The following is a 22,160-nucleotide window of genomic DNA, read 5'->3' as shown; positions in this document are numbered from 1 at the left end:
GAAGAGACGCACCATGACCGACGACGACAGCTCCTCCCGCGGCGGCTGGCTGGGCGGATCCTTCGCCCAGAAGGCCATCGACCCCCTGCTCCGCGCGGTGCGCGCCGAGATCGACTCCGCGAAGCGCGAGATCGGCGAGCGCGCCCGATCCGCCCGCTCGGGCGCCATCATGCTCGGCGCGGGCGTCGCGCTCGCGCTCGTCTCGCTGGGGCTCCTCGCCGCGGTGATCGTGGCGCTCCTGCTGCTCGCGCTGCCGCTGTGGGCGGCGACGCTCATCACGCTGGCGCTGTTCGCGATCGCGACCGCGGTCGTCGTCCGGGTCGGCATCGCGCGGCTGTCGCGCGGCGTGCCGCCCGTGCCGTCGGACACGCTGCACCACGCGCGCGACCGCATGCGCCCAGGCGACCGGGGCGCGGGCGACAGCGGATCCGACGGGCCGACCGGCCCCGCGGGACCCGTGCCCGCCGACCGCTGACGCCCGCTGCGTCGCACCGCGTCGCGCCACCCGCCGCCCGGCTCCCCCTGTGGACGCCGGGCGGCCTCGCGCACCGGCCTCGCGTACGGTGGCCGTTCACGCCCGCTCGGCCCGGCGGCACCACGCGTCGCCATCAGGCCGTCGGACAATCGCAGACCGCCGTCCCCCCGGACTCGTCGCCCGCCACGCGGGCGGTCTGATCGGTGGTCCGGCATGGGAGGCACACCGATGAACCAGTCCCGACGCTCCGTCCTTTCCCGACGCGCCGTCCTGGGCGGCGCACTCGCCGCCGTCCCCGTCGCCCTGGTCGCCGCGGGTCCCGCGCACGCCGACGAGGCCACCACCCCCGCGACCCCGATCCCCGAGGTCCCGCTCGCGTCGAACGGCCGCCCGGTCGTCCGCGACATCCAGAAGCAGCTCGTCGCGCGCTACGGCGCCCGCACCGGCTTCCCCGCCGTCACCACCGACGGCGTCTGGACGGGCGACTCCCACAAGGCCCTCATCCACGCGCTCCAGCTGGAGATGGGCATCGACGAGGCCACCGCCAACGGCGTGATGGGCCCGCTCACCCGCACGACGCTGCAGAAGCAGGCGACCCTCACCGTGGGATCCGCCGACACCACCGGCTACCTCGTGCACCTCCTCCAGGCGTCGCTCGTGGTCATGAGCACGTGGGACGGGCCGGTCGACGGCACCTTCTCCGCCGAGCAGGGCGTGCGCATCTCCCAGTTCCAGCGCACGGTGGCGCTCCCCGAGACGGGTCGCGGCGACTACCGCACGTGGTCGGCGCTCCTCGCGAGCAACGGCGACCCGACGCGACCGGGCAACGCGGCCGACGGCATCACCGTCATCACCGCCGAGCGCGCCAAGACCCTGAAGGACGCCGGCTACACGATCGTCGGCCGCTACCTCACCGACTCCGACCGGCCGGACGCGCTGGCGAAGCGCATCGTGGACGGCGAGCTCGACGCGATCTTCGCGGGCGGCCTCAAGGTGTTCCCGATCTTCCAGGAGGGCGGCACCGACACCACGTACTTCTCGTACGACCTCGGGGTGCGCGCGGCCGGTCGAGCCGACGACGCGGCCCGCCGCCTCGGCTTCCTGCCGGGCACGCCCATCTACTACGCGGTCGACTTCGACGCGACGGGCGACGAGGTCGAGACGTACCTCGAGCCGTACTTCCGCGGGATCCACGCGGAGCTGAAGCGCCGCGGCAGCGCCTACCGCGTGGGCGTGTACGGCGGACGCCGCGTCTGCTGCACCCTCGCTGCCGCGCACCTCACCGAGCTCAGCTACGTGGCCGACATGCCCACCGGCTGGGGCGCGAACCTCGGGGTCAAGATCCCGGAGAACTGGGCCTTCGACCAGATCCTCGAGCACACCATCGGCACGGGCGACGGGGCGATCGACATCGACACCAACGTCGTCTCCGGCCGCGACGCCGGCCAGAACCGGGTCGAGCCGCGGGGCTGATCAGACCCGGGTACGACGCGACCCACGGGGCCGCCCGGACGATTCCCCCTCCTGGGGGACGCCCGGGCGGCCCCGTTCCTGTCGGATGGACGCATGCCTGCGTCCCCGCTCCGACCGACCCGTCCATCCCGTCGCACGCGCACCGCGATCGCCCTCGCGATCGTCGCCGTGACAGCGCTGGCCAGCGCGTGCTCGGCGTCGCCCGCGGATCCCGCGACCCCCGCGCCCGTCGCCGAGCCGGTGGTGCTGCCGTCGTCGGCCGTCGGCCAGCAGGCGCAGTGGCTGCTCGACACGGTGAACGCCGACGACGCCGTGCCCGTGCAGGAGACCGGCGAGCGCCTCGCGCAGGTGATGCTCGACGCGGCGTCGGCGGAGGAGCTCGCCGCCGTGCTCGAGCAGGTGCGCGCGGGCCGGCCCTGGACCGCGACCGCGCACGAGGAGCAGGGCGGGCAGTCCGTCACCACCATCGCGAGCGCGGAGGCCGGCACCTTCGACATGCAGGTCTCCGTCGATGACGCGGGCCTCATCGAGGGCCTGTTCTTCGGCGAGCCGGAGGGCGACCGGGAGCCCGCGACCAGCTGGGCGGAGCTCGAGGAGCAGGCCGCGGCGCTCGGCGGCGACGTGTCGCTCACGGTCACCCGCGCATCCGGCGGGGAGCTGGGCGAGCGGATCCTCGAGGTGCTGCCCGACGGCGTCGCCGTGACCGACGCGCGGCCCATCGGATCCATCGCGAAGCTCTACGTGCTCGGCGCGCTCGTGCAGGCGGTCGAGGAGGGCCGCGTCGGCTGGGACGACCCGCTCACCGTGACCGACGACGTGCGCAGCCTGCCCTCCGGCGAGCTGCAGGACGCCCCCACCGGCACGGTCGTCAGCGTGCGCGAGACCGCCGAGAAGATGATCGCGATCAGCGACAACACGGCCACCGACATGCTCATCCAGGCCGTCGGGCGGGAGGCCGTCGAGGCGGCGCTGGTGGACCTCGGCCACTCGGATCCGCCGCGGAACGTGCCGCTCATGAGCACGCGCGACCTGTTCCGCATCGGCTGGCAGGACGACGGCGCGCTCCGCGACGACTGGGCGGATGGCGACGCGGCCGAGCGGCGCGCGCTCCTCGACGCTCTGCCCGGCGGCGTCGTCGACGTGCCGGTCACCGCGGTCACGGACGTCGTGTGGACCGAGGGCGCCGACTGGTTCGCGACGCCCGACGACATCGCCCGCGCGCACGTGCGCCTCGCCGAGCTGGCGGCGACGCCAGCCGGGGAGCCCGTGCGCGGGATCCTCGCGGCGAACCCGGGCCTGCCCGAGCCGGAGCGCTTCGACCACGTGGCGTTCAAGGGCGGCAGCTCGGTGGGCACTCTCGCGCTCTCCTACCTCGTCGATGACGGGGACGACACGTGGACCGTCGTGGTGCAGGCCGCGGCGCGCGAGGCGTCGGGGCTCGAGCGGCAGTCGGCCTACGCGGGTCTGGCCGCCGACGCCGCGGCCCTGCTGGCGGCCGGATCCCGTGGTTGACTCCGAGTGCGGCGGGGGCCGCGCGAGGGGAGCACGATGACGAGCGCTGACGCATCCGGCACGGGGGACGAGGGTGTCCGGGACGAGGCCGTCGCCGCCGAGGTCCTGGAGGCGCTGCTGGACGCCGGGCCGCGCCGTCCCGTGCGGCGGGCGGTGCGCGCGATCGGCGCCGTCGCGCTCACGGCCGTGGGCCTGGGCGGGGACCTCGCCGGCCTCGGCCGGGAGGCGCAGCTCGTCGTCCGCCGGATCGACACGCGCCGGGAGGTCATGCGCACGGACGCCGGCGACCTCGACGAGGCGGACCGGCTGCTGCAGCGCGTGCGGCTCGACCTCGAGACCCGGAGCGTCCGCGAGTTCGTCGCCGAGTGGCGGCTGGTCGACGCGGGGCCCGGATCCGCGCCCGGCACGGGCACGGGCACGGGGGCGACCGGTGCCTGAGCGCGCGGGCGACCGACCGGGCCGCGCCACCCGCATCCGCCTCGCCGTCGTCGCCGCGCTGCTCACCGCGCTCGCGATCCCGCTCGGGCTCGCCGCCCCGGCGCACGCCGACGTCGACGACTTCTCCTTCCGCTCGTTCGACGCCGTCTACCGGCTGTCGGCGGACGCGGACGGCCGCTCGGTGCTCCGCACCACCGAGACGCTCGTGGCCGAGTTCCCCGACCGGGACCAGAACCGCGGGATCCGCCGCGAGCTCGTGCGCGACTACGACGGCCACCCGACCGGGCTCCGCGTGCTGTCCGTGACCGACGGCGGCGGGGATCCGCGCGCCTACGAGTCCGAGACGGACGACGGCGCGCTCGTGCTGACCATCGCCGACGACGACGCGTACGTGCGCGGCGAGCAGACCTACGTCATCGAGTACGAGCAGCACGACGTGACCCGCGCGTACGCGGACACGGCGGCCGACGAGTTCTACTGGGACGTCAACGGGCTCGGCTGGGCGCAGCCGTTCGGGCGGGTGACGGCGACCGTCGAGATCGCGCCGGAGCTCCTCCCGCGGTTGACCGGCGGGGCGGACGCGGCGGCCGGCCCGGCGGGCGCTGACGGACCGGCGGACATGCAGCGCACGGACGCCGGCTTCACGGCCGTCGCGGATGGCCTCGGCCCGCGCGAGAACCTCAGCTTCAGCATCGGGTTCGAGCCCGGGACGTTCACGCCGCGCGACTCGTCGTTCCTCGCCGCGCCCTGGCCCGGCCTGTCGCTGGCGGGCGCGCTGCTGGCGCTGGCCGCCGCCGCTGGCGCCCTCGTGCTGCGACGCCGCCGCCTGTCCGACGCGCCCGGCCGCGACACGATCGTCGCCCAGTACGACCCGCCGGAGGGCGTCGGCGTGCTGGTCTCCTCCGTGATCTCGGGGAACGCGGCGCGCGCGACCACCGCGCTCCTGCTCGACCTCGCGGTGCGCGGGGCGGTGCGGATCCTGGAGCGGGACGGCGGCCGGAAGAAGCCGACGTTCTCGCTGGAGCTCGTGGATCCGTCGCGCGTCATCGACCCCGACGAGCGGGCGTTCCTCGACGCGGTCTTCGGCGACGGCGCGGGCGCGGGCGCCGTGAAGGACCTGGCGCGCACCGACGCGAAGGCGACCGCGCGGATCCGGAAGCTGATGGCCGCCGTGACGAAGCGCACGGTCGCCGACGGTCTGCGGAAGCCGCTGCCGGTGGGCACGATCGCGCTGCTGCTGGTCGCCGCGTCGCTCGGCATGGTCGCCGCGATCGTCTTCGCGGTGCTGTCGCTGGTGGAGGCGTACGGCGGGCCGGTCGTGATCGCGTTCCTCGTCGCGGGCGTGCTCGCGACGGCGGTGACGATCCTCGCGCTGGTGAAGCACCCGCTCACCGAGCGCGGCGTGGCGCTGCGCGACCACCTCGCGGGGCTCCGCGAGTTCATCCGGCTGGCCGAGGCCGACCGGATCCGCATGCTGCAGTCGCCCGAGGGCGCCGAGCGGCGGGACCTCCCCCGCGACGACCGCGACGTGCTGCGCCTCACCGAGGAGCTGCTGCCGTACGCGGCCGTGTTCGGCCAGGAGCGCGAGTGGGCCGACGAGCTCGGCCGCCGCTACGAGCACGCGCGGGACCGGCCGGGCTGGTACTCGGGGCAGACGCCGTTCGCGCCCGCCGTGTTCGCCTCGAGCCTCGGGTCGGTGTCGTCGAGCATGCATGGCACGTACTCCGGCTCGAGCTCGAGCGGCGGATCCACGGGAAGCACGACCTCCGGCGGCGGCGGTGGAGGAGGCGGGGGCGGCGGGGTGTGAGCCGCGGCGCCGTCACCGGCCGGCGGCGGCTCCGCGCGGGGCGCGCGCGCTGACGCCGGGCTCTCCCGCACTCGCGCCCTCATCCACCGACGCCGACGCATGCGCCGCGGGGCCGGGTTCGCGAGCGCGGACCACGTGGTCCGCGATGCTCGCCAGCTTCTCGCGCGTCTCCTCGAGCTCGCGCGCCGGAGTCGAGGCCCCCACGACGCCCGCGCCCGCCTGCAGCCACGTGGAGTCGCCGCGCCGGAACAGCGTCCGCAGCACCAGGGCCGCGTCGAGCGCTCCGTCCGGTTCGATCCGGAGGACCGCGCCGGCGTAGAGGCCGCGGTCGTGCCCCTCCAGCCGGCGGATGAGGTCGAACGCGGCGCGCTTGGGGACGCCCGACGCGGTGACGGCCGGGAACAGCGCGGCCAGCGCGTCCCAGCAGGTGAGGCCGTCGGCGAGCTCGCCCGCCACCCGGGAGCCCAGGTGCTGCACCGTGCCACGCTCCTCCACCACCATGAACTCCTCGACGCGCACGCTGCCCGGGCGGCACACGGGTGCCATCTCCTCGACCGCGAGCTTCACCGAGATGGCGTGCTCGTGGATCTCCTTCGCGTCCGACAGGAGCTCCTCGCGCAGCCGCCGCGACTCGATCGGGTCGGCGACGAGCGCCCGCGTGCCGGCGAGCGGCTGGGTGCGCACGGTGCCCCGCGCGTCCACCGCGACGACGATCTCGGGGCTGAAGCCCACCGCCTCGATCCCGCCGAGGCCGAGCAGGTAGGAGCGGGCGGGCGTGTTGGCCCGGCGTCCGCGCACGAAGGTGGCGGGCAGATCCACCTCGCCCGTGACGGGCACCCGGCGCGACACGACGACCTTCTGCAGCTCCCCCGCGTGGATGGCGGCGACGCCCGACGCGACCGCGGCGAGGTAGCGCGCACGGCCCTCCTCGGGATCGACGACGCCGGGGCGGTCGGGCGCGGGGCAGGGGTGGGGCTCGGGCGACGGCGACGGCGACGGCGCGGGCTCGGCCGCGCCCAGGATCCGCGCGACCTCCGCCGCCTCCCGCGCGTCCCCCGAGCGGACGGTCGCGAGGCCGTCGGCGATGACCACCTCCGTGCGCGGCAGGATCACGTGCAGGAGCTCCCCCGCCTCCGCGGCCACCGGCATGCCGGCGTGCGCGCACGCCAGCTCGAAGCACGCGGTGCCGTAGGCGCGCCCGCGGTCGGGGCCGAGGCCCGCGAGCAGGCGGTCGACCACGCGCAGGGGCCGATCCCGCCACGGCACGACCACCTCCGCCTCGCCCCGGACGCGCAGGCGGACGACCCGCCGGTCGACCACGACCTCGGCCCACGCGCCGATCGCGCAGGAGAACCGCCCCGCCTCCTCGAGGATCACGTGCGGCTCGTCGCGGAAGGCCCGCGCGAGGTCGGCGACGGCGCCGAGCGGGTCGCGGGCGATCCGGAGCTCGGCTACACGGGTCACGGGGGCTGCGGGCATGGGGTCTCCTTCAGGCGGGGCGGGCGACGGCGGACGGGATGCGGGGTACGGCGAGCCACGCGCACGTGAGGACGAGGCCCTCGGTGACGCACCATCCGCCGCGGTAGGCGGGGAACGGGATGGGTCCGGGCGCGGACCGGCGCGCCGTGAAGGCGCCGTCGGGGTGGAGCGTCACGTGGAGGTCCGCGAAGCCGAGCCACTCGCGGTAGCGGGCGAAGTGCGCCTTGCCCACGGACTCCTTGGCGCTGAAGAGCACGCAGTCCGCGTGGACGCCGGCGTCGAGCGGCGGATGCGGATGCAGCTCGCCCGCGAGGCCGACGATGTCCCGGGCCTCCCGGGGCAGGGGCGCGTGCGGCTCGGCGTCGATCCCGATGGTGCGCAGCGCGTCGACGCCCGCGACGACGGCGGCCCGGTAGCCCGCGCAGTGCGTGAGGCTGCCGACCACGCCGCGCGGCCAGACGGGATCGCCGCCCCGGCCCTTCAGGATCGCGACGGGCGACGAGCCGGGGGCGTCGGCCGCGGCCCGGGAGGGGCCGCCTCCGCGCGCGGCCTCCGCGGCGAGGGCGGCGAGGGCCGTGCGCGCGCAGGCCCGGGTCGCGGCGAACTCGCGCCGACGCGACGGCACCGCGCGGGCCACGGCGCCCTCCTCGGCCGGGTGCATCGCGTGCTCGCCGGCGGGACCGCGCTCCTCCGCCAGGACGGCCCCGGCGGGGAGGATCGCGTCAAGCACGGGTCTTCCCGTCGGCCTCGTGGTGCGCGCCCGCGGCCAGCAGCGCCGCGACCTCGCCCTTGTCGATCTTGCCCACGGCGGTGAGCGGCAGCTCGGGCAGCACGACCACGCGATCCGGGTGCTTGTAGGCCGCGACCCCCAGAGAGCGGAGGTGCGCGACGACCGCGCGGCGATCGGGAGCGGGCCCCGCGCAGGCGATGACCGCGACGGCGCGTTCGCCGAGGTCGGGATCCGGCACCGGCACCACGGCCGCCGCGCGCACGGACGGCAGCGCCAGCAGGTAGCGCTCGACCTCCGCCGCCGCGTACTTCTCGCCGCCGCGGTTCACCTGGTCCTTCGCGCGTCCCGTGACGACGAGGTGCCCCGACGGGAGCCGCCGCACGACGTCGCCGGTGCGGTAGAAGCCGTCGGGCGTGAAGGCCGTCGCGTCCGCGTCGGGGGCCGCGTGGTAGCCACGGAGGGTGCACGGCCCGCGGGTCTCCAGCTCGCCCGCCTCGCCGTCGGCCGCGAGGGAGCCGTCGGCGGCGCGCAGGCGGACCAGGTCGTCGGGGCTGATCGGGCGTCCCTGCGTGCTCCAGCGCAGCTCCGGCGGATCGTCGAGGCCGGTCATGCAGACGAGCCCCTCGGCCATCCCGTAGACCTGCTGGAGCGTCGCCCCGAGCGCGGGCTCCAGGGCGCGCGCCGTGACGTCGTCGAGCCGGGCGCCGCCGACCTGGACGACGCGGAGGCTCGAGAGGTCCGCGGTCGCGTGCGCGGCCTCGTCGATCCACGCCCGCGCCAGCGTGGGGGTCAGGGCGACGTGGGTCACGCGCTCGCGGGCGACGAGCGCGAAGGCCGTCGCGGCATCGGGGTCGGGTGCGATCACGACGGTGCCGCCCGCGTCGAGGACGCCGAGCGCGCCGGGGCACGCGAGCGTGAAGTTGAAGGCCACGGGCAGCACGGCGAGCAGCACCGCGTCGGGACCGACGCCGGACGCCCGCGCCGCCGCCCACGCGTTGTAGGAGTACTCCGCGTGGTGGCGCGGGATGAGCTTGGGCAGGCCCGTGGTGCCGCCCGAGTGCAGGAGGAGCCCGAGCCGGGGCGCGCCGTCGGGCGCGATCGGGTCGAGCCGCGATCCGGGTGCGGCGACGGCGCCCTCCGGCGTGCGCCCCCGGTCGCGGATCTCCTCCCAGGTCAGCGCGCCGTCCACGCGGCGGGACCCGTGCAGGATCACGAGGTCGAGCCCGGGGCAGGCCGCGCGCACCCCGGCCGCGAGGTCACGGCCGTCGTCGCGGCCGACGCGCTCCGCGAGGACCAGGCCGCGCGCGCCGCTGCCGGCCGCGAGGTGCGCGAGCTCCATGAGCCGGTGGCCCGGCATGGCGTGCACGGGCACGGCTCCCGCGCGCACGAGCGCGCACCACGCGATGAGGAAGGCGGCGCCGTCGGCGAGCTGCAGGAGGATCCGGTCGCCCGGGAGGACGCCGGATGCGGCGAGGCCGCGCGCGACGACGTCGACCTCGGCGTCGAGCTCGGCGTGGGTCCAGCGTCCGCCGACCCCGACCAGGGCCGTGCGGTCGGGCACGCGCGCGGCGCTCCGCCGCAGGATGCCGTCGAGCCGCGCGTCCGGCTCCTGCCCCGCCGCCCGGGCATCGTCGGCCATCCCGTCGGCCCAGTCGGCGTATCCGCGACCGGGCCCCGGGCCCTGGCGCCCCGCGTGCTCGCGCTCGTGCATCTGTCGGCGTCCTCCTCATGCCGTGGACGGATCTCGTCGCGGCTCGTCAGCGAGCCATATGATAACGGTTCTCAACAACCCGAGCCCGAGGAGCGTGCACATGACCGAGCGGATCCCCTCCGTCCCCGCCCCCGCGCTGCTCCGCGAGCAGGTCGCGCGCGCCCTGCGCCTCGACCCCGCCGACGTGGGGCTCGACGACGACCTCGTGGACCTCGGCCTCGAGTCCACGGCGCTGATCCGCCTCGCGGGACGCTGGCGGCGCGACGGCCTCGCGGCCGACTTCTCGCGGCTCGCGGCAGATCCCACGATCCGGGCGTGGGCGCGCATGCTGGGCGAGGCCGCCGCGGACGGCGACGGCGCTGGCGTCGGCGTCGGCGCGGATCCCGTCCCCCGCCCCGCCGCTCCCGCCCTCGACCCCGCGTCGCCGTCGCCGCTCACGCCACTGCAGCACGCGTACTGGCTCGGCCGGCAGCCCGGGCAGCCGTCCGGGTCGGTCGCCGCGCACTTCTACGTCGAGCTCGACGGCGCGGACCTGGATCCCGAGCGGCTGCGCGCGGCCCTCGCCGCCCTGGTCGCCCGGCACGCGTCGCTGCGGGTGCGATTCCGGGACGACGGCACGCAGCAGCCGCTGCTCGCCGACGAGGAGCCGCCCGCCGCCCGGCTGCGCGTCCACGACCTCCGCGCGGAGGACGCCGACGCGGTGGACGCGCGCCTCGAGCGGATGCGCCACCGCGGCACGCACCGTCGCATGGCCGTCGAGCGCGGCGAGGTGCTCCGCGTCGACCTGACGCTCCTGCCGTTCGGCCGCAGCCGCCTGCACGTCGACCTCGACATGCTCGCGGGCGACGCCATCAGCCTCCGCGTGCTCCTCGCCGACCTCCGCGACCTGGTCGAGGAGCCCGGGCGGCAGCTGCCCGCGATCCACCGCGACGTGCGCGCGGAGCTGGCCGCCCGGGCCGCGCGCGCCGACGCGTCCCGGACCTCGGCGGACGCGCGCTGGTGGCGCGAGCGCGTCCCCGACCTGCCCGCGGGCCCGGCGCTGCCCATCCGCGACGACGCAGAACGCGCTGACGCCGAGCCGCGCTCCCGCCGCCTGCACCACCGGATCGGGCGGGAGGAGCTGCGCCTGCTCGAGGCCGCCGCGCGCGCCCGCGGGCTGACGGTGGCCGCCGTGCTCGCGACGGCGTTCGCCGAGGTCGTGGCCGCCTGGTCGGCCGAGGGCCGCTTCCTCCTCAACCTCCCCGTGCTCGACCGCGGCGACGAGGAGGGGCTGGAGCTCCTCGTCGGCGAGTTCAGCACCTCGATCCTCCTCGACGTCGACCTGCGGGAGGAGCGGTCGTTCCAGGATGACGCGCGGCGGATCCAGCAGGGCGTGCGCGAGGCCGTCGCCCACGCGGGCTACGGCGGCGTCGACGTGCTGCGCGACCTCGCGCGCCGCGACGGCGGGAGCCCCGTGCTGGCGCCGGTCGTGTACACGAGCGCCATCGGACTGGGCGAGCTGTACGACGCGTCCATCCGCCGCGCGCTCGGGGAGCCGGTCTGGATCATCTCCCAGGGCCCGCAGGTCTGGCTCGACGCGCAGGTCACCGAGCTCGACGGCGGGCTGCTGCTGAACTGGGACGTGCGGGTCGACATCCTCGAGGAACGGGCGATGGAGGCCGCGTTCGCCGCGTACCGGCAGCTCGTCGACGGCCTCGCGCATGAGCGTCCCGGCGCCTGGGAGATGCCGGCGCTCGCGGTCCCCGCCCCGGAGGACGCGCAGGCACGCCGCGAGCTCGAGCGGCCGGCACCCGGCGCCGGGCCGCTCGTGCAGGAGGCCCCCGACACGGACGGCGGCCTCCTCCACTCCGCGTTCCTCGCCCGGGCGGCGGGGGATCCCGGCCGGCCGGCGGTCATCGGATCCGACGGCCGCGTGGTCGCCTACGGTGAGCTGGCCGAGGACGCGCGCCGGGTCGCCGGGCTGCTGCGCGCTCGCGGCGTCCGCCCCGGCGCGACCGTGGCGATCACCGCGCCGGCCGGGCCGGACCGCGTGGCCGCCGTGCTCGGCGTGCTGCTCGCGGGCGCCTGCTACGCGCCCGTCGGCCCGGACCAGCCGCCCGCGCGACGTGCGATGGTGCTCGGGCGGGGGATCGACTGCGTCCTCGCCGACGACGGCCTGGTCGACGCCATCGCGGCGAGCCTGCCCCCTGGCGGCCCGCCCGTGGTGCCGCTGGGCGCCGCCCGGCACGCCGCGCCGCTCGCGGATCGCGTCGCCGTCGCCCCCGACGACCCGGCCTACCTGCTGTTCACGTCGGGATCCACGGGCCGGCCGAAGGGCGTGGAGGTCGCCCACCGGGCCGCCGTCGCCACCATCCGGTCGCTCACGCGCGTCGCGCCCGTCGGCCCGGACGACCGCGCCATCGCGCTCTCCGCGCTCGACTTCGACCTCTCCGTCTACGACCTGTTCGCGGTGCTCTCGGTGGGCGGCGCGGTCGTCGTGCCCGCCGAGCACGAGCGCCGCGACGCCGACCGCTGGCGGGATCTCGTGCGCGCGCACGGCGTGACGGTCTGGAACACCGTGCCCGCGCTCCTCGACATGCTGCTCACCGCGACCGGCGACGGGCCGCTGCCCCTCCGGCTCGTGCTGCTCGGCGGCGACGTCGTCGGGCCGGATCTGCCGGCGCGCCTCTCCGCGTGCGCGCCCGCCGCCCGGCTGCTCGCGCTCGGCGGGATGACGGAGGCGACCATCCACTCGACCGTGCACGAGGCGCGCGTCGGTGCCCCCGTGGATCCGGCGTCTCCCGCGCGCGGCCTCCCTTGGGGCGAGCCGCTGCCCGGCGTGCGCGTCCGGGTCGTCGACGAGCGCGGTCGCGACCGACCCGACGGCGTGCCCGGCGAGCTGCTCGTGGGCGGGCACGCGCTGGCCCGTGGCTACCGCGGCGAGCCCGAGCTGACCGCGCAGCGCTTCCCTGTGCTCGACGGCGCGCGCTGGTACCGCTCGGGCGACCGCGCCCGCTACCGGCGCGACGACGCGGGGCGGCCGGTGCTCGAGTTCCTCGGGCGCGCGGATCACCAGCTGAAGATCCGCGGGCACCGCGTGGAACCCGGCGAGGTCGAGGCCGCGCTCGCCTCCGCCCCGGGCGTGCAGCGCGCGGTCGTCGTCGCGGTCGCGGGCGCGCTCGCCGCGATGGTGGTGCCCGAGCCCGGCGCGGTCGTCGCGCCCGACGACGTCGCTGCCCACGCGGCATCGCTGCTGCCGCCGTCCATGGCGTGCGCGCGCGTGGTCGTGCGGGCCGGGCTGCCGCTCACGGCCAACGGGAAGGTCGACCGGGCGCGGATCGTCGCGGAGCTCGCCGAGCGGCCCGCCCCCGCCCTGCGACCGGACGACGACGCCCCGCGCACGCCCGAGGAGCGGTTGGTCGAGCGCGTGTGGAGCGAGCTGCTCGGCGTCCCCTGCGGTCGCGGGCGCTCCTTCTTCGCCGCGGGCGGCGACTCCCTCCAGGCGACCCGCAGCGTCGCCGCCCTGCGCGCCGCGGGCGCGGCCGACGCGAGCGTGGCCGCGCTCTTCCGGCACCCGGTGCTGGCCGACTTCGCGGCGACGCTGCACCTCACGGCCCCGGAGCCGGCGGACGCGCGCGCCCGCATCGTGCCGGATCCCGCGCACCGCCACGACCCGTTCCCGCTCACCGACGTGCAGCGCGCGTACGCGGTCGGCCGCGACCCGCGCATCCCGCTCGGCGGCGTCGGCACCTACCACCACACCGAGTTCGACGGCCAGGGCCAGGACCTCGACCTGCTCGCCGCCGCGTTCGACGAGCTCGTGCGGCGGCACCCGACGCTGCGCACCGTGATCGACACCGACGGGACCCAGCGCGTGCTCGAGGAGGTGCCGCCCGTGCGCGTCGACGTGCGCGACGTGCCGGCCGACGCGGATCCGGACGCGGTGCGCGGCGCGCTCGAGGCGTTCCGGGATCGCACGTCGCACCGCTTCCACGACCTCGCCGTGTGGCCGCTGTTCGACGTCGACGCGCTGCGCTACCCGGACGGCCGGGGCGGGATCCGCACGCGCATCGCGATCGGCATCGACTACGCCGTCGTCGACGCGCTCTCGATCATGATCCTGTACACCGAGCTCGACCTCCTCGTGCGCGGGCTCCCGCTCGCGCCCGCCCCCGCCGAGCTGACCTTCCGCGACTGCGTCATCCAGACGCGGCCGGACCCGGAGCGCCGGCGCGTCGACGAGGAGCACTGGCGCGCGCGGCTCGCCGACATGCCCGACGCCCCGCGGCTGTCGCTCGCGAACGCGGATCCAGCCCCGCGCTTCACCCGCCGCGCGCACCGCTTCGACGCCGACTGGTGGACCGCCTTCCGCGACCGCTGCCGCGCGGCCGGGCTCACGCCGACGAGCATGCTGGCGACCGCGTACGGCCACGTGCTCTCCCGCTGGACCGGGCAGCGCGACCTCACCATGACGCTCACGCTCTTCGACCGGCGCGACGTGCACCCCGAGATGTCGCGGCTCGTCGGCGACTTCACGGCCCTGACCCTGCTCGACCACCGCGCCGCGGACTCCGCCGCGGAGGCGGCCCGCGGGCTCCAGGAGCGCCTCGCCGCCGACCTCGACCACCGCGAGGCGCCCGCGTCGTGGATCCTCCGGGAGCGGGCGCGCCTCCAGGGCACGGCCGTGGCGCCGGTGCCCGTCGTGTTCACGAGCGCGATCGGCGTCGGCGACGGGGCCGGCGTCGATGGCGTCTCGGCGGATGTGTCGGGGTCGTTCGGCGAGCGGATCCACGGCGTCTCCCAGTCGCCCCAGGTGCTCATCGACGTCCAGGTGCTGGAGGACCACGGCGGGCTGCGGGTCGACGCGGACGCCCGCGACGACGCGTTCCCGCCCGGCCTCGTCGACGCGCTGTTCGCGGCTTACGTGGCCACGCTCGAGCACCTCGCCACGGCCGACTGGGACGCGCCGCTCCCCGTGGATCCCCCCGCCGACCAGGCCAGCGCCCGGGTCGCGGAGCCCGCCGCCACCGCGACCCGGCGACCCGGCCGGCTCCTGCACGACCGCGTGCACGCGGCCGCGCGGCGGACCCCCGACGCGCCCGCGCTCATCACGGGAACGGGCGCGGCGACGCGCGTCGTGACGCACGGCGAGCTCGCCGACCGCGCCCTGCGGATCGCCGGCGCGCTCCAGCGGCGCGGCATCGGCCCGGGCGACCTCGTCGGCGTCACGCTGCCGCGCGGCGCGGACCAGGCGGCGGCCGTCCTCGGCGTCCTCAGCGCGGGCGCCGCGTACGCGCCCATCGGGATCGGGCAGCCACCCGCGCGGCGGCGGGCGATCCTTCGTGCGGCGGGGATCCGGCTGGTCATCGCCGACGACCCGGCCGCGGCGGGCGGCGACGCCCCCGACGCGCCCGCCCTCCTCCGACCGGCCGACGCGATCGGGGAGGAGCCGCTCGCCGCGCCCGTGCGCCCGCCCGTGTCCGCGCTCGCCTACGTCATCCACACCTCCGGCTCCACGGGCGAGCCCAAGGGCGTCGAGATCACGCACGACGCGGCGTGGTCCACGGTCGACGCGGTGTCCCGGATGCTGGAGATCGGCCCGGGCGACCGGATCCTCGCCCTCTCCGCGCTCGACTTCGACCTCTCCGTGTTCGACGTGCTCGGCGTGCTGGCTGCGGGCGGCGCGCTCGTGATCCCCGAGGAGGGCGAGGAGCGCGACGCCCCGCGCTGGCTCGACCTGGTGCACGAGCACGGGGTCACGCTGTGGGACACGGTGCCGATGCTGCTCGACATGCTCCTCGTCGCGGCCGACGACCGGCCGGGGAGGCTCGGCTCGCTGCGGGCGGCGCTCGTCTCCGGCGACCGCGTGGGCACCGACCTGCACGGGCGCCTGATCCGGGCGGCCGGGCCGGGCACGCGGCTCGTCGCGCTGGGCGGCGCCACCGAGGCGGCCATCTGGTCGAACGCGTGGGAGGTGGACGGCCCGCTCGACGGCTGGGCGTCCGCGCCCTACGGCCGGCCGCTGCCCGACCAGGCGTTCCGCGTCCTCGACGCCTCCGGTCGGGCCTGCCCCGACTGGGTCCCGGGCGAGCTCGTCATCGGCGGCCGCGGACTCGCCCGCGGCTACCGGGGCGATCCTGCCCGCACGGCGGCCGCGTTCGTCGAGCTCGACGGCGGCCGCTGGTACCGCACGGGCGACACCGGCAGGTACCGGCCGGGCGGGATCCTCGAGTTCCTCGGCCGGGCGGACCGGCAGGTGAAGCTCGGCGGGCACCGGATGGAGCTCGGCGAGATCGAGGCCGGCCACGCGGCCGCCCCCGGGGTGCGCCGCGCGATCGCGCTCGTGGTCGACGCAGCCTCGGGACGGCGCAACCTGCACGTGGCGGTCGAGCCGGACGACGGGCACGACGGGCCGGCCGTGCTCGCCGCGGCGACCGCGACGGCCGCCGACCGGCTCCCCGCGTACGCGATGCCGCACCGCATCCACCTCGTGGAGGCGTGGCCGCTCACCGCGAACGGCAAGGTCGACGTCCGGGCGCTCGAGCGCGCGCTCGCGGAGGCGGACGCCAGGGCGGATCCCGCGCGGCCCGACGCCAGCGCCGCGACCGACGCCGACGCTGACCGACCCACCGCGCCCGCCACGCCTACCGAGGCCGCCCTCGCCGAGCTGTGGGCCGGGATCCTCGGCGTCCCGCCCGCGCCCGGCACCGGCTTCTTCGCGGCGGGCGGCGACAGCCTCGCCATGCTCCGGCTCGTGACCGCCGCCCAGCGCCGGTTCGGCGTCGACGCGGGCGTCCGCCGCTTCCTCGAGGAGCCGACCGTGCGGGCGTACGCCGCCTGCATCGACCGGCTCGTCACCACGAACGCGACCACCACCGCCGCGACCACCACCCCCGCGTCCGTACCCACCGCGGACGCGCCCGCCCGACCGCCGGCCACGACCGGCGCCGACCACTTCGAAAGCGGAGACCTGTGAACGCTGAACAGCTCATCGACGACCTCGACGCCCGCGGCGTCCGGCTCTGGGAGGAGGACGGGCGGATCCGGTTCCGCGGGCCGCGCGGCGTGATCGACGACGACCGGCGCGAGCTCATCCGCCGGCACCGCGACGAGGTGCTCGCGATCCTGGGGCGGCGGGACGCTTCGGGCACCGACGCCGCGGATCCGGGCGCCGCCGATCACGCCGCCGCGCACGACCCCTTCCCGCTCACCCCCGTGCAGACCGCCTACCTCCTCGGCCGCACCGACGCGTACCCCTACGGCGGCGTCGCGTGCAGCGCCGACCTCGACCTGTCGTGGCCGGCGTCCACGGATCCCGCGCGCATCGTCGACGCGTGGATCCGCCTGGTCGCGCACCACGGCATGCTGCGCGCCGAGGTCCACCCCGACGGCTCGCAGCGCGTGCTCGCCGACCCCGGTCCCGTCGAGGTGCCGGTCGACGACCTGCGCGGCCTCGGCCCCGCGTCCATCGGCCACCGCATCGACGCCGTGCGCGCGGACCTCGCGCAGGGCACCGGCCGCGACCCGGGCTGGCCGCGCGTCCGGGCCGTCGTCACCCGCGCCGACGACGCCGTGCGCCTGCACCTCGCGGTCGACCTGCTCGTGCTCGACCACGCCAGCCTGCAGCTCGTGCTCGACCAGCTGCGCGCGCTCGTCGAGGATCCGGCCGCAGCGCTGCCCGGATCGCCCGACGGCCCCGGCTTCCGCGACCGCGTGCTGGCCCGGCGCGCCCTCACGGCGTCCGCCGCGTACGAGCGCGACCGCTCCTACTGGTGGCGGCGGCTCGACGATCTGCCGCCCGCGCCGGAGCTGCCGCTCGCGGACCACGACCCGATGGCGGCACCCGCCCGGTTCCGCCGCCTGTCCGCCGTGCTCGACCCGGCCTCGGCCGCGCGCCTCGACCGCGCCGCCGCCGACGCCGGCGTGACCCCGACGAGCGCCCTGCTCGCCGCCTACGCCGAGACCGTGGGCCGCTGGAGCCGCAGCCCGCGCTTCGTGGTCAACGTGCCCGTCTCGGATCGCCGCGGCCTGCCCGAGGCCGCCGAGCAGGTGGTGGGCGACTTCACGTCCGTGGAGCTGCTCGAGGTCGACCTCACCGAGGACGTGCCCGCCGTGGAGCGGATGCGCGCCCTCTCCGCACGCCTCCTCGAGGACCTCGCCCACCCGCTCTGCGGCGGCACCGAGCTCCTCGCCGAGCTCACCCGCAGGCGCGGCGGCGACGCGCGCGACGTGGCGCTCGCGCCCGTCGTCTTCACGAGCGCGCTCGCCGGGGAGGCGGCGAGCGCGCCCACGGGCGACGGCGGGCGGATCACCGCGGCCGTCACGCGCACGCCGCAGGTGTGGATCGACTGCCAGGCCCTGCGCGTGCCCGACGGCCTCCAGCTCAGCTGGGACGTGCGGGAGGGGATCCTCGCCGACGGCGTGGCCGACGCCGCGTTCGGCGCCTACATCGGGGCCGTGCGCGCCCTCGCCGACGACCCGGACGCCTGGCAGCTGCCGTGCGCCGTCGACCTGCCCGCCGACCAGCGCGAGCGGCGGATCCGGGTGGGCGAGACCGGGGATCCGGTCGCGCCCGCGCTCGTGCACGAGCCGCTCCTCGCGGCAGCGGAGGCCGCGCCCGACGCGCCCGCCGTCATCGCCCCCGACCGCACGCTGACCCACGACGAGCTCGTGCGGCGCGCGGCCGCCGTGGCCGCGCGGCTCCGCTCCACCGGCATGCGCCGGGGCGACCGCGTGGCGATCGTCGCCGCGCGCGGCTGGGAGCAGGTCGTCGCCGTCGTCGGCGTGCTCCTCGCGGGCGGCGCCTACGTGCCCGTGGACGTGGCCCAGCCGCGGATCCGCCGCGACACCGTGCTGGCCGACGCCGGCATCCGGCAGGTCCTCACGCAGGAGGCCCTCGTCGGCGCGCCCGACGACTGGCCGACGGGGATCGAACGGATCGCGGTCGACGCGCTCGAGCCCGCCGCCAGCCGGCCGACGCCGGACGCGGATCGCGACGGCGTCGACCCGGCGGACCCCGCCTACGTCATCTACACGTCCGGGTCCACGGGCACCCCCAAGGGCGCGATCCTCTCCCACCACGCCGCGCACAACACGCTCGTGGACATCCGCGAGCGCTTCGCCGTCGGCCCCGACGACCGCGTGCTCGCCCTCGCCGGCCTCGGCTTCGACCTGTCGGTCTTCGACGTGCTGGGCGTGCTCGGCGCGGGCGGCGCGATGGTGCTGCCGGACCCCCGCCGACGCGACGACCCCTCGCACTGGGCCGCGCTCATCGCCCGCCACGACGTCACGCTCTGGAACTCCGTGCCCGCGCAGGCCCGCATGCTCCAGGACTACCGCGACGCGGTCGCCGCGACCGGGGGCTCGACCGGCGGCGCGGCGGACGGCGACGCCCCGAGCACGCTGCGGCTCGCGCTCCTCTCGGGCGACTGGATCCCCGTGACCCTGCCCGACGCCATGCGCGCCGGCCACCCCGAGCTCACCGTCGTGAGCCTCGGCGGCGCGACCGAGGCGGCCATCTGGTCGGTGCACCACGTGATCGGCGAGGTCGACCGGCTGCTGCCGAGCATCCCGTACGGCACGCCCTTGCGCGGCCAGCGGCTGGCCGTGGTCGACCACCTCGGGCGCGACCGGCCCGAGGGCGTGCCCGGCGAGATCCTCATCCACGGCGCGGGCGTGGCGCTCGGGTACCTCGGCGACGCCGAGCGCACGCGCGAGCGGTTCGGCGTGGATCCCGCGACGGGCGACCGCGAGTACCGCACGGGCGACATCGGCCGCTACCTGCCCGACGGGAGCATCGAGCTCCTCGGACGCGAGGACGCGCAGGTCAAGATCCGCGGCTACCGCATCGAGCTGGCCGAGATCCAGGCCGCCGTGCTCGCCCACCCGGGCGTCGCCGACTGCGCGGTGCAGGTGGCCGAGGGGACCGCGGGCCGGCACCTCGTCGGGATCGTGCAGCCCGAGCGGATCGCGCCCGGCGACGCCCCGGAGGACCACGCTCCCGGCGACGCCGCCCGCGCCGCGCTCCAGGTCGCCGCCGCCGACGTGGACACGGACGCCCTCGGCGCGTTCCTCACGCAGTTCGACGAGCACGCACTCCGCGTGATCGAGCGGACCCTCGCCGCGGCGGGCGCGCTCGTCGACCGGGGGTCGCCCGTCACGGCGGACGAGGTCGCCGCCCTCCTGCGCGCGAGCGACGCCCACCGCGTGGTCGTGCGCCGCTGGCTGCGCGCGCTCGAGCGGCGCGGGCGCATCGCGCGCGACGCCGACGGGCGCTACCGCGGCGCGCTCTCCCCGGATCCGGAGCGGGTCGCCCGCGCCTGGGCCCGGGTGGAGGAGGCCGAGCGGGAGATCCGCTGGAGCGCCGAGCTGCTCCGCCACGTGCAGGCGTCGAGCCTCGCGCTCGCGGACCTCGTGAGCGGCGACCTCGACATCGCCGAGCTGCTCTACCCGGGCGCCCCGAGCGACGCGATCGGCGCGGCCTACCGCGACAACCTCGGCGTGCGGCTTCTCACGGCCGCGCTCACGGCCGCGGTCGTCGCGCTCGCCGACCGGCACGACGCCCGGGGGCACGGCGCGGACGAGCCGCTGCGGATCCTCGAGGTGCGCGGCGGCGTGGGCGGCGCAGCCGACCAGCTGATCCCCGCGCTCGCGGGCCGCGCCGTCGAGTACGTGTTCACCGACCCCTCGATGTTCCACGTCGGCGAGGCGCGCGAACGCCACCCCGACCGCCCGGGCGTGCGGTTCCAGGCCTTCGATCCCGCCGCCGACCCGTTCGCGCAGGGCGAGCGCCCGAGCTCCTACGACGTCGTGATCTGCTCCAACGGCCTGCACGGCGTGCCCGACGTGCCGGCCGCGCTGCGCCACCTGCAGGGGCTCCTCGCCCCGCACGGCCACCTCGCCGTGATCGAGAGCACCCGCGAGGACAACCCGCCGCTCATGATCGCCACCGACTTCATGGAGGTGCGCGCCGGCGGACCCGCGGACGCCCGGCTCGCCGACGACGCCCTGCTCTTCGCGGCCGACGAGTGGCGGGCGATGCTCGGCGACCTCGGCGCCCGGGGGATCCAGCAGGTGCCGGCGGACGGGGATCCGCTCTCCGGCCTCGGCCAGCACCTCCTGCTCGCGCAGGTGAAGGCCGACCGCGCGCCGCTCAGGCCCGCATCGCTCCGCCGCCACACCGCCGAACGCCTGCCTGACTACATGGTGCCGCGCCGCTGGCAGGTGCTCGACGCGCTGCCGGTCACCGCGAACGGCAAGGTCGACCGGGCCGCGCTCGCGCGGCTCGCGGAGGACCGGGCGCCGGCGGCCGCCGTGGCCGCGGGATCCGACGCCCCGCGCGACGACGTCGAGCGCCGCCTCCAGGAGCTGTGGGCGGAGCTGCTGGGCCGCCCGGGGATCGGCCGCGACGACGACTTCTTCGCGCTCGGCGGCGACTCGCTGCTCGTGGCGCGCCTCGTCGGCCGGATGCGCGAGCAGCTCCCCGAGGTCGTCGACCTGGAGTGGGACGTCGTGCTGCGCCACATGCTGCGCCGACCGACCATCGCCGGGCTCGCCGGCTACGTGCGCCAGGCCGGCCAGGGCAGCGCGGGCGACCGGGACGCTCCCGCGACGCCCGCCGTCAGCCTGCTGTCCGGATCCGGCCGCGGCCCGGCGACCGTGCTCGTCCACGCCGGGATCGGCACGATCATGCCGTACCGCGCGCTCATGACCGAGATCCGCCGCCGATCCCGCGGCACCGGCTCGCTGTACGGCGTGGAGGTGCCCGACCTCGACGCCTTCCTCGACGCCGACCCGCACGGGCTCATCGACCGGATCGCCGCCGAGTACGCCCGCGAGCTCCTCGCGACCGGGATCCGCACCTTCCACGTCGTCGGCTACTGCCTCGGCGGCCTGGTGGCCACCGAGGTGGCGCGCGCGCTCACGGAGGCGGGCGCGGACGTCGCGTCGTTCACCGCGATCAGCAGCCACAGCCCCGCGTTCCGGCTCGACGACGAGATGGTGTCCGAGTACTCCTTCGCGATGATGATCGGCATCGACCCCGTCGACCTCGGCTTCCCGGCCGACCCGTGGCGCATCGCCGCGGCGGGCGCGCGCATCCTCGAGAGGACCCCCGGGGTCATGCCCGCGGACGGCTACGCGTCGCTCGACGGCGAGTTCGCCGACATCGGCCGGGCCTTCCTCGACCTGTCGCGGATCCCGCGCCGGGCCCGCATCGCCCGGATGTGCGAGGTCGTGCCGCCGGCGTCCGGCAGCTACACGCCGGAGCAGATGACGCGCTTCTTCCGCACCTTCCGGCAGAGCGTGTTCGCGATCACGCGCTACCGGCCGGATCCGTACGCGGGCGACATCACGTTCCTCCGGCACAGCGGCGCGTACCCCTTCCCGGGCAGCAGGGAGGCGGTGACCGACTACTGGGAGGAGCTCGCGCTCGGCGAGCTCGACATCGTCGACATCCCGGGCGACCACTACGACTGCCTGTCGGTGGAGCACGCGCCGCGCGTGCTGTCGATCCTCACGCGCGTCACCGGCGGGGCGGTGATCGCGTGATCGCGGT

General features: G+C 77.0%; 10 protein-coding genes. 7 read left to right on the top strand and 3 right to left on the bottom strand.

Annotation, left to right across the window (positions count from 1 at the left end; translation table 11 throughout):
• The first annotated feature begins 13 nt into the window (after nt 1-13).
• The 5 genes from NL142_RS01530 to NL142_RS01510 all read left to right on the top strand — a co-directional run bounded on the left by NL142_RS01530 (nt 14) and on the right by NL142_RS01510 (nt 5,705).
• Entirely contained in the window at nt 14-475 is a 462-nt protein-coding gene (locus NL142_RS01530; protein WP_435080688.1) for a phage holin family protein, read from the top strand.
• A 228-nt stretch (nt 476-703) separates the two neighbouring features.
• Nucleotides 704-1,948: a glycoside hydrolase domain-containing protein gene (locus NL142_RS01525; protein ID WP_435080687.1), complete on the top strand. Its 1,245-nt coding sequence runs from the start codon at nt 704-706 to the stop codon at nt 1,946-1,948.
• A gap of 93 nt (nt 1,949-2,041) precedes the next feature.
• The gene (locus NL142_RS01520) at nt 2,042-3,460 is read left to right on the top strand and encodes a serine hydrolase (RefSeq protein ID WP_435080686.1); all 1,419 of its coding nucleotides are present in this window, start codon (nt 2,042-2,044) and stop codon (nt 3,458-3,460) included.
• Nucleotides 3,461-3,496: 36 nt separating this feature from the next.
• Nucleotides 3,497-3,898 carry a hypothetical protein gene (locus NL142_RS01515; protein ID WP_435080685.1) on the top strand — a complete coding sequence of 134 codons (402 nt, stop codon included), beginning with the start codon at nt 3,497-3,499 and terminating at the stop codon, nt 3,896-3,898.
• Nucleotides 3,891-5,705, top strand: a complete 1,815-nt coding sequence (locus NL142_RS01510) for a DUF2207 domain-containing protein (protein ID WP_435080684.1) — start codon at nt 3,891-3,893, stop codon at nt 5,703-5,705. The genes NL142_RS01515 and NL142_RS01510 overlap by 8 nt, the downstream gene beginning before the upstream one ends.
• A 12-nt stretch (nt 5,706-5,717) precedes the next feature.
• Here NL142_RS01510 and NL142_RS01505 read toward each other — a convergent pair whose 3' ends face one another.
• The 3 genes from NL142_RS01505 to NL142_RS01495 are packed head-to-tail and all read right to left on the bottom strand — an operon-like array spanning nt 5,718 to nt 9,625.
• On the bottom strand, nt 5,718-7,184 hold the full coding sequence (locus NL142_RS01505; RefSeq protein ID WP_435080683.1) for a salicylate synthase: 1,467 nt from the start codon (nt 7,182-7,184) through the stop codon (nt 5,718-5,720).
• Between the two features lie 10 nt (nt 7,185-7,194).
• A complete protein-coding gene (locus NL142_RS01500; protein ID WP_435080682.1) occupies nt 7,195-7,914 on the bottom strand; it encodes a 4'-phosphopantetheinyl transferase family protein in 720 nt (239 codons plus the stop codon).
• The gene (locus NL142_RS01495; protein WP_435080681.1) at nt 7,907-9,625 is read right to left on the bottom strand and encodes a (2,3-dihydroxybenzoyl)adenylate synthase; all 1,719 of its coding nucleotides are present in this window, start codon (nt 9,623-9,625) and stop codon (nt 7,907-7,909) included. The genes NL142_RS01500 and NL142_RS01495 overlap by 8 nt, the downstream gene beginning before the upstream one ends.
• 100 nt (nt 9,626-9,725) lie before the next feature.
• Here NL142_RS01495 and NL142_RS01490 point away from each other — a divergent pair, with 100 nt between their 5' ends.
• Both NL142_RS01490 and NL142_RS01485 read left to right on the top strand, forming a co-directional pair.
• Nucleotides 9,726-16,580, top strand: coding sequence for an amino acid adenylation domain-containing protein (locus NL142_RS01490; RefSeq protein WP_435080680.1), 6,855 nt, complete (start codon nt 9,726-9,728; stop codon nt 16,578-16,580).
• Complete coding sequence (locus NL142_RS01485) at nt 16,577-22,153, top strand: non-ribosomal peptide synthetase (RefSeq protein WP_435080679.1); 5,577 nt, start codon at nt 16,577-16,579, stop codon at nt 22,151-22,153. Before NL142_RS01490 ends, NL142_RS01485 begins: the two co-directional genes overlap by 4 nt.
• The last annotated feature ends 7 nt before the right edge of the window (nt 22,154-22,160 follow it).

Origin of the sequence: Clavibacter quasicaliforniensis, assembly GCF_051201715.1 — a bacterium.
Taxonomy (GTDB): Bacteria; Actinomycetota; Actinomycetes; order Actinomycetales; family Microbacteriaceae; genus Clavibacter; species Clavibacter seminis.
Note: the sequence above shows the minus strand (reverse complement) of the source record. Positions and strands in the feature narration are given on the sequence as shown.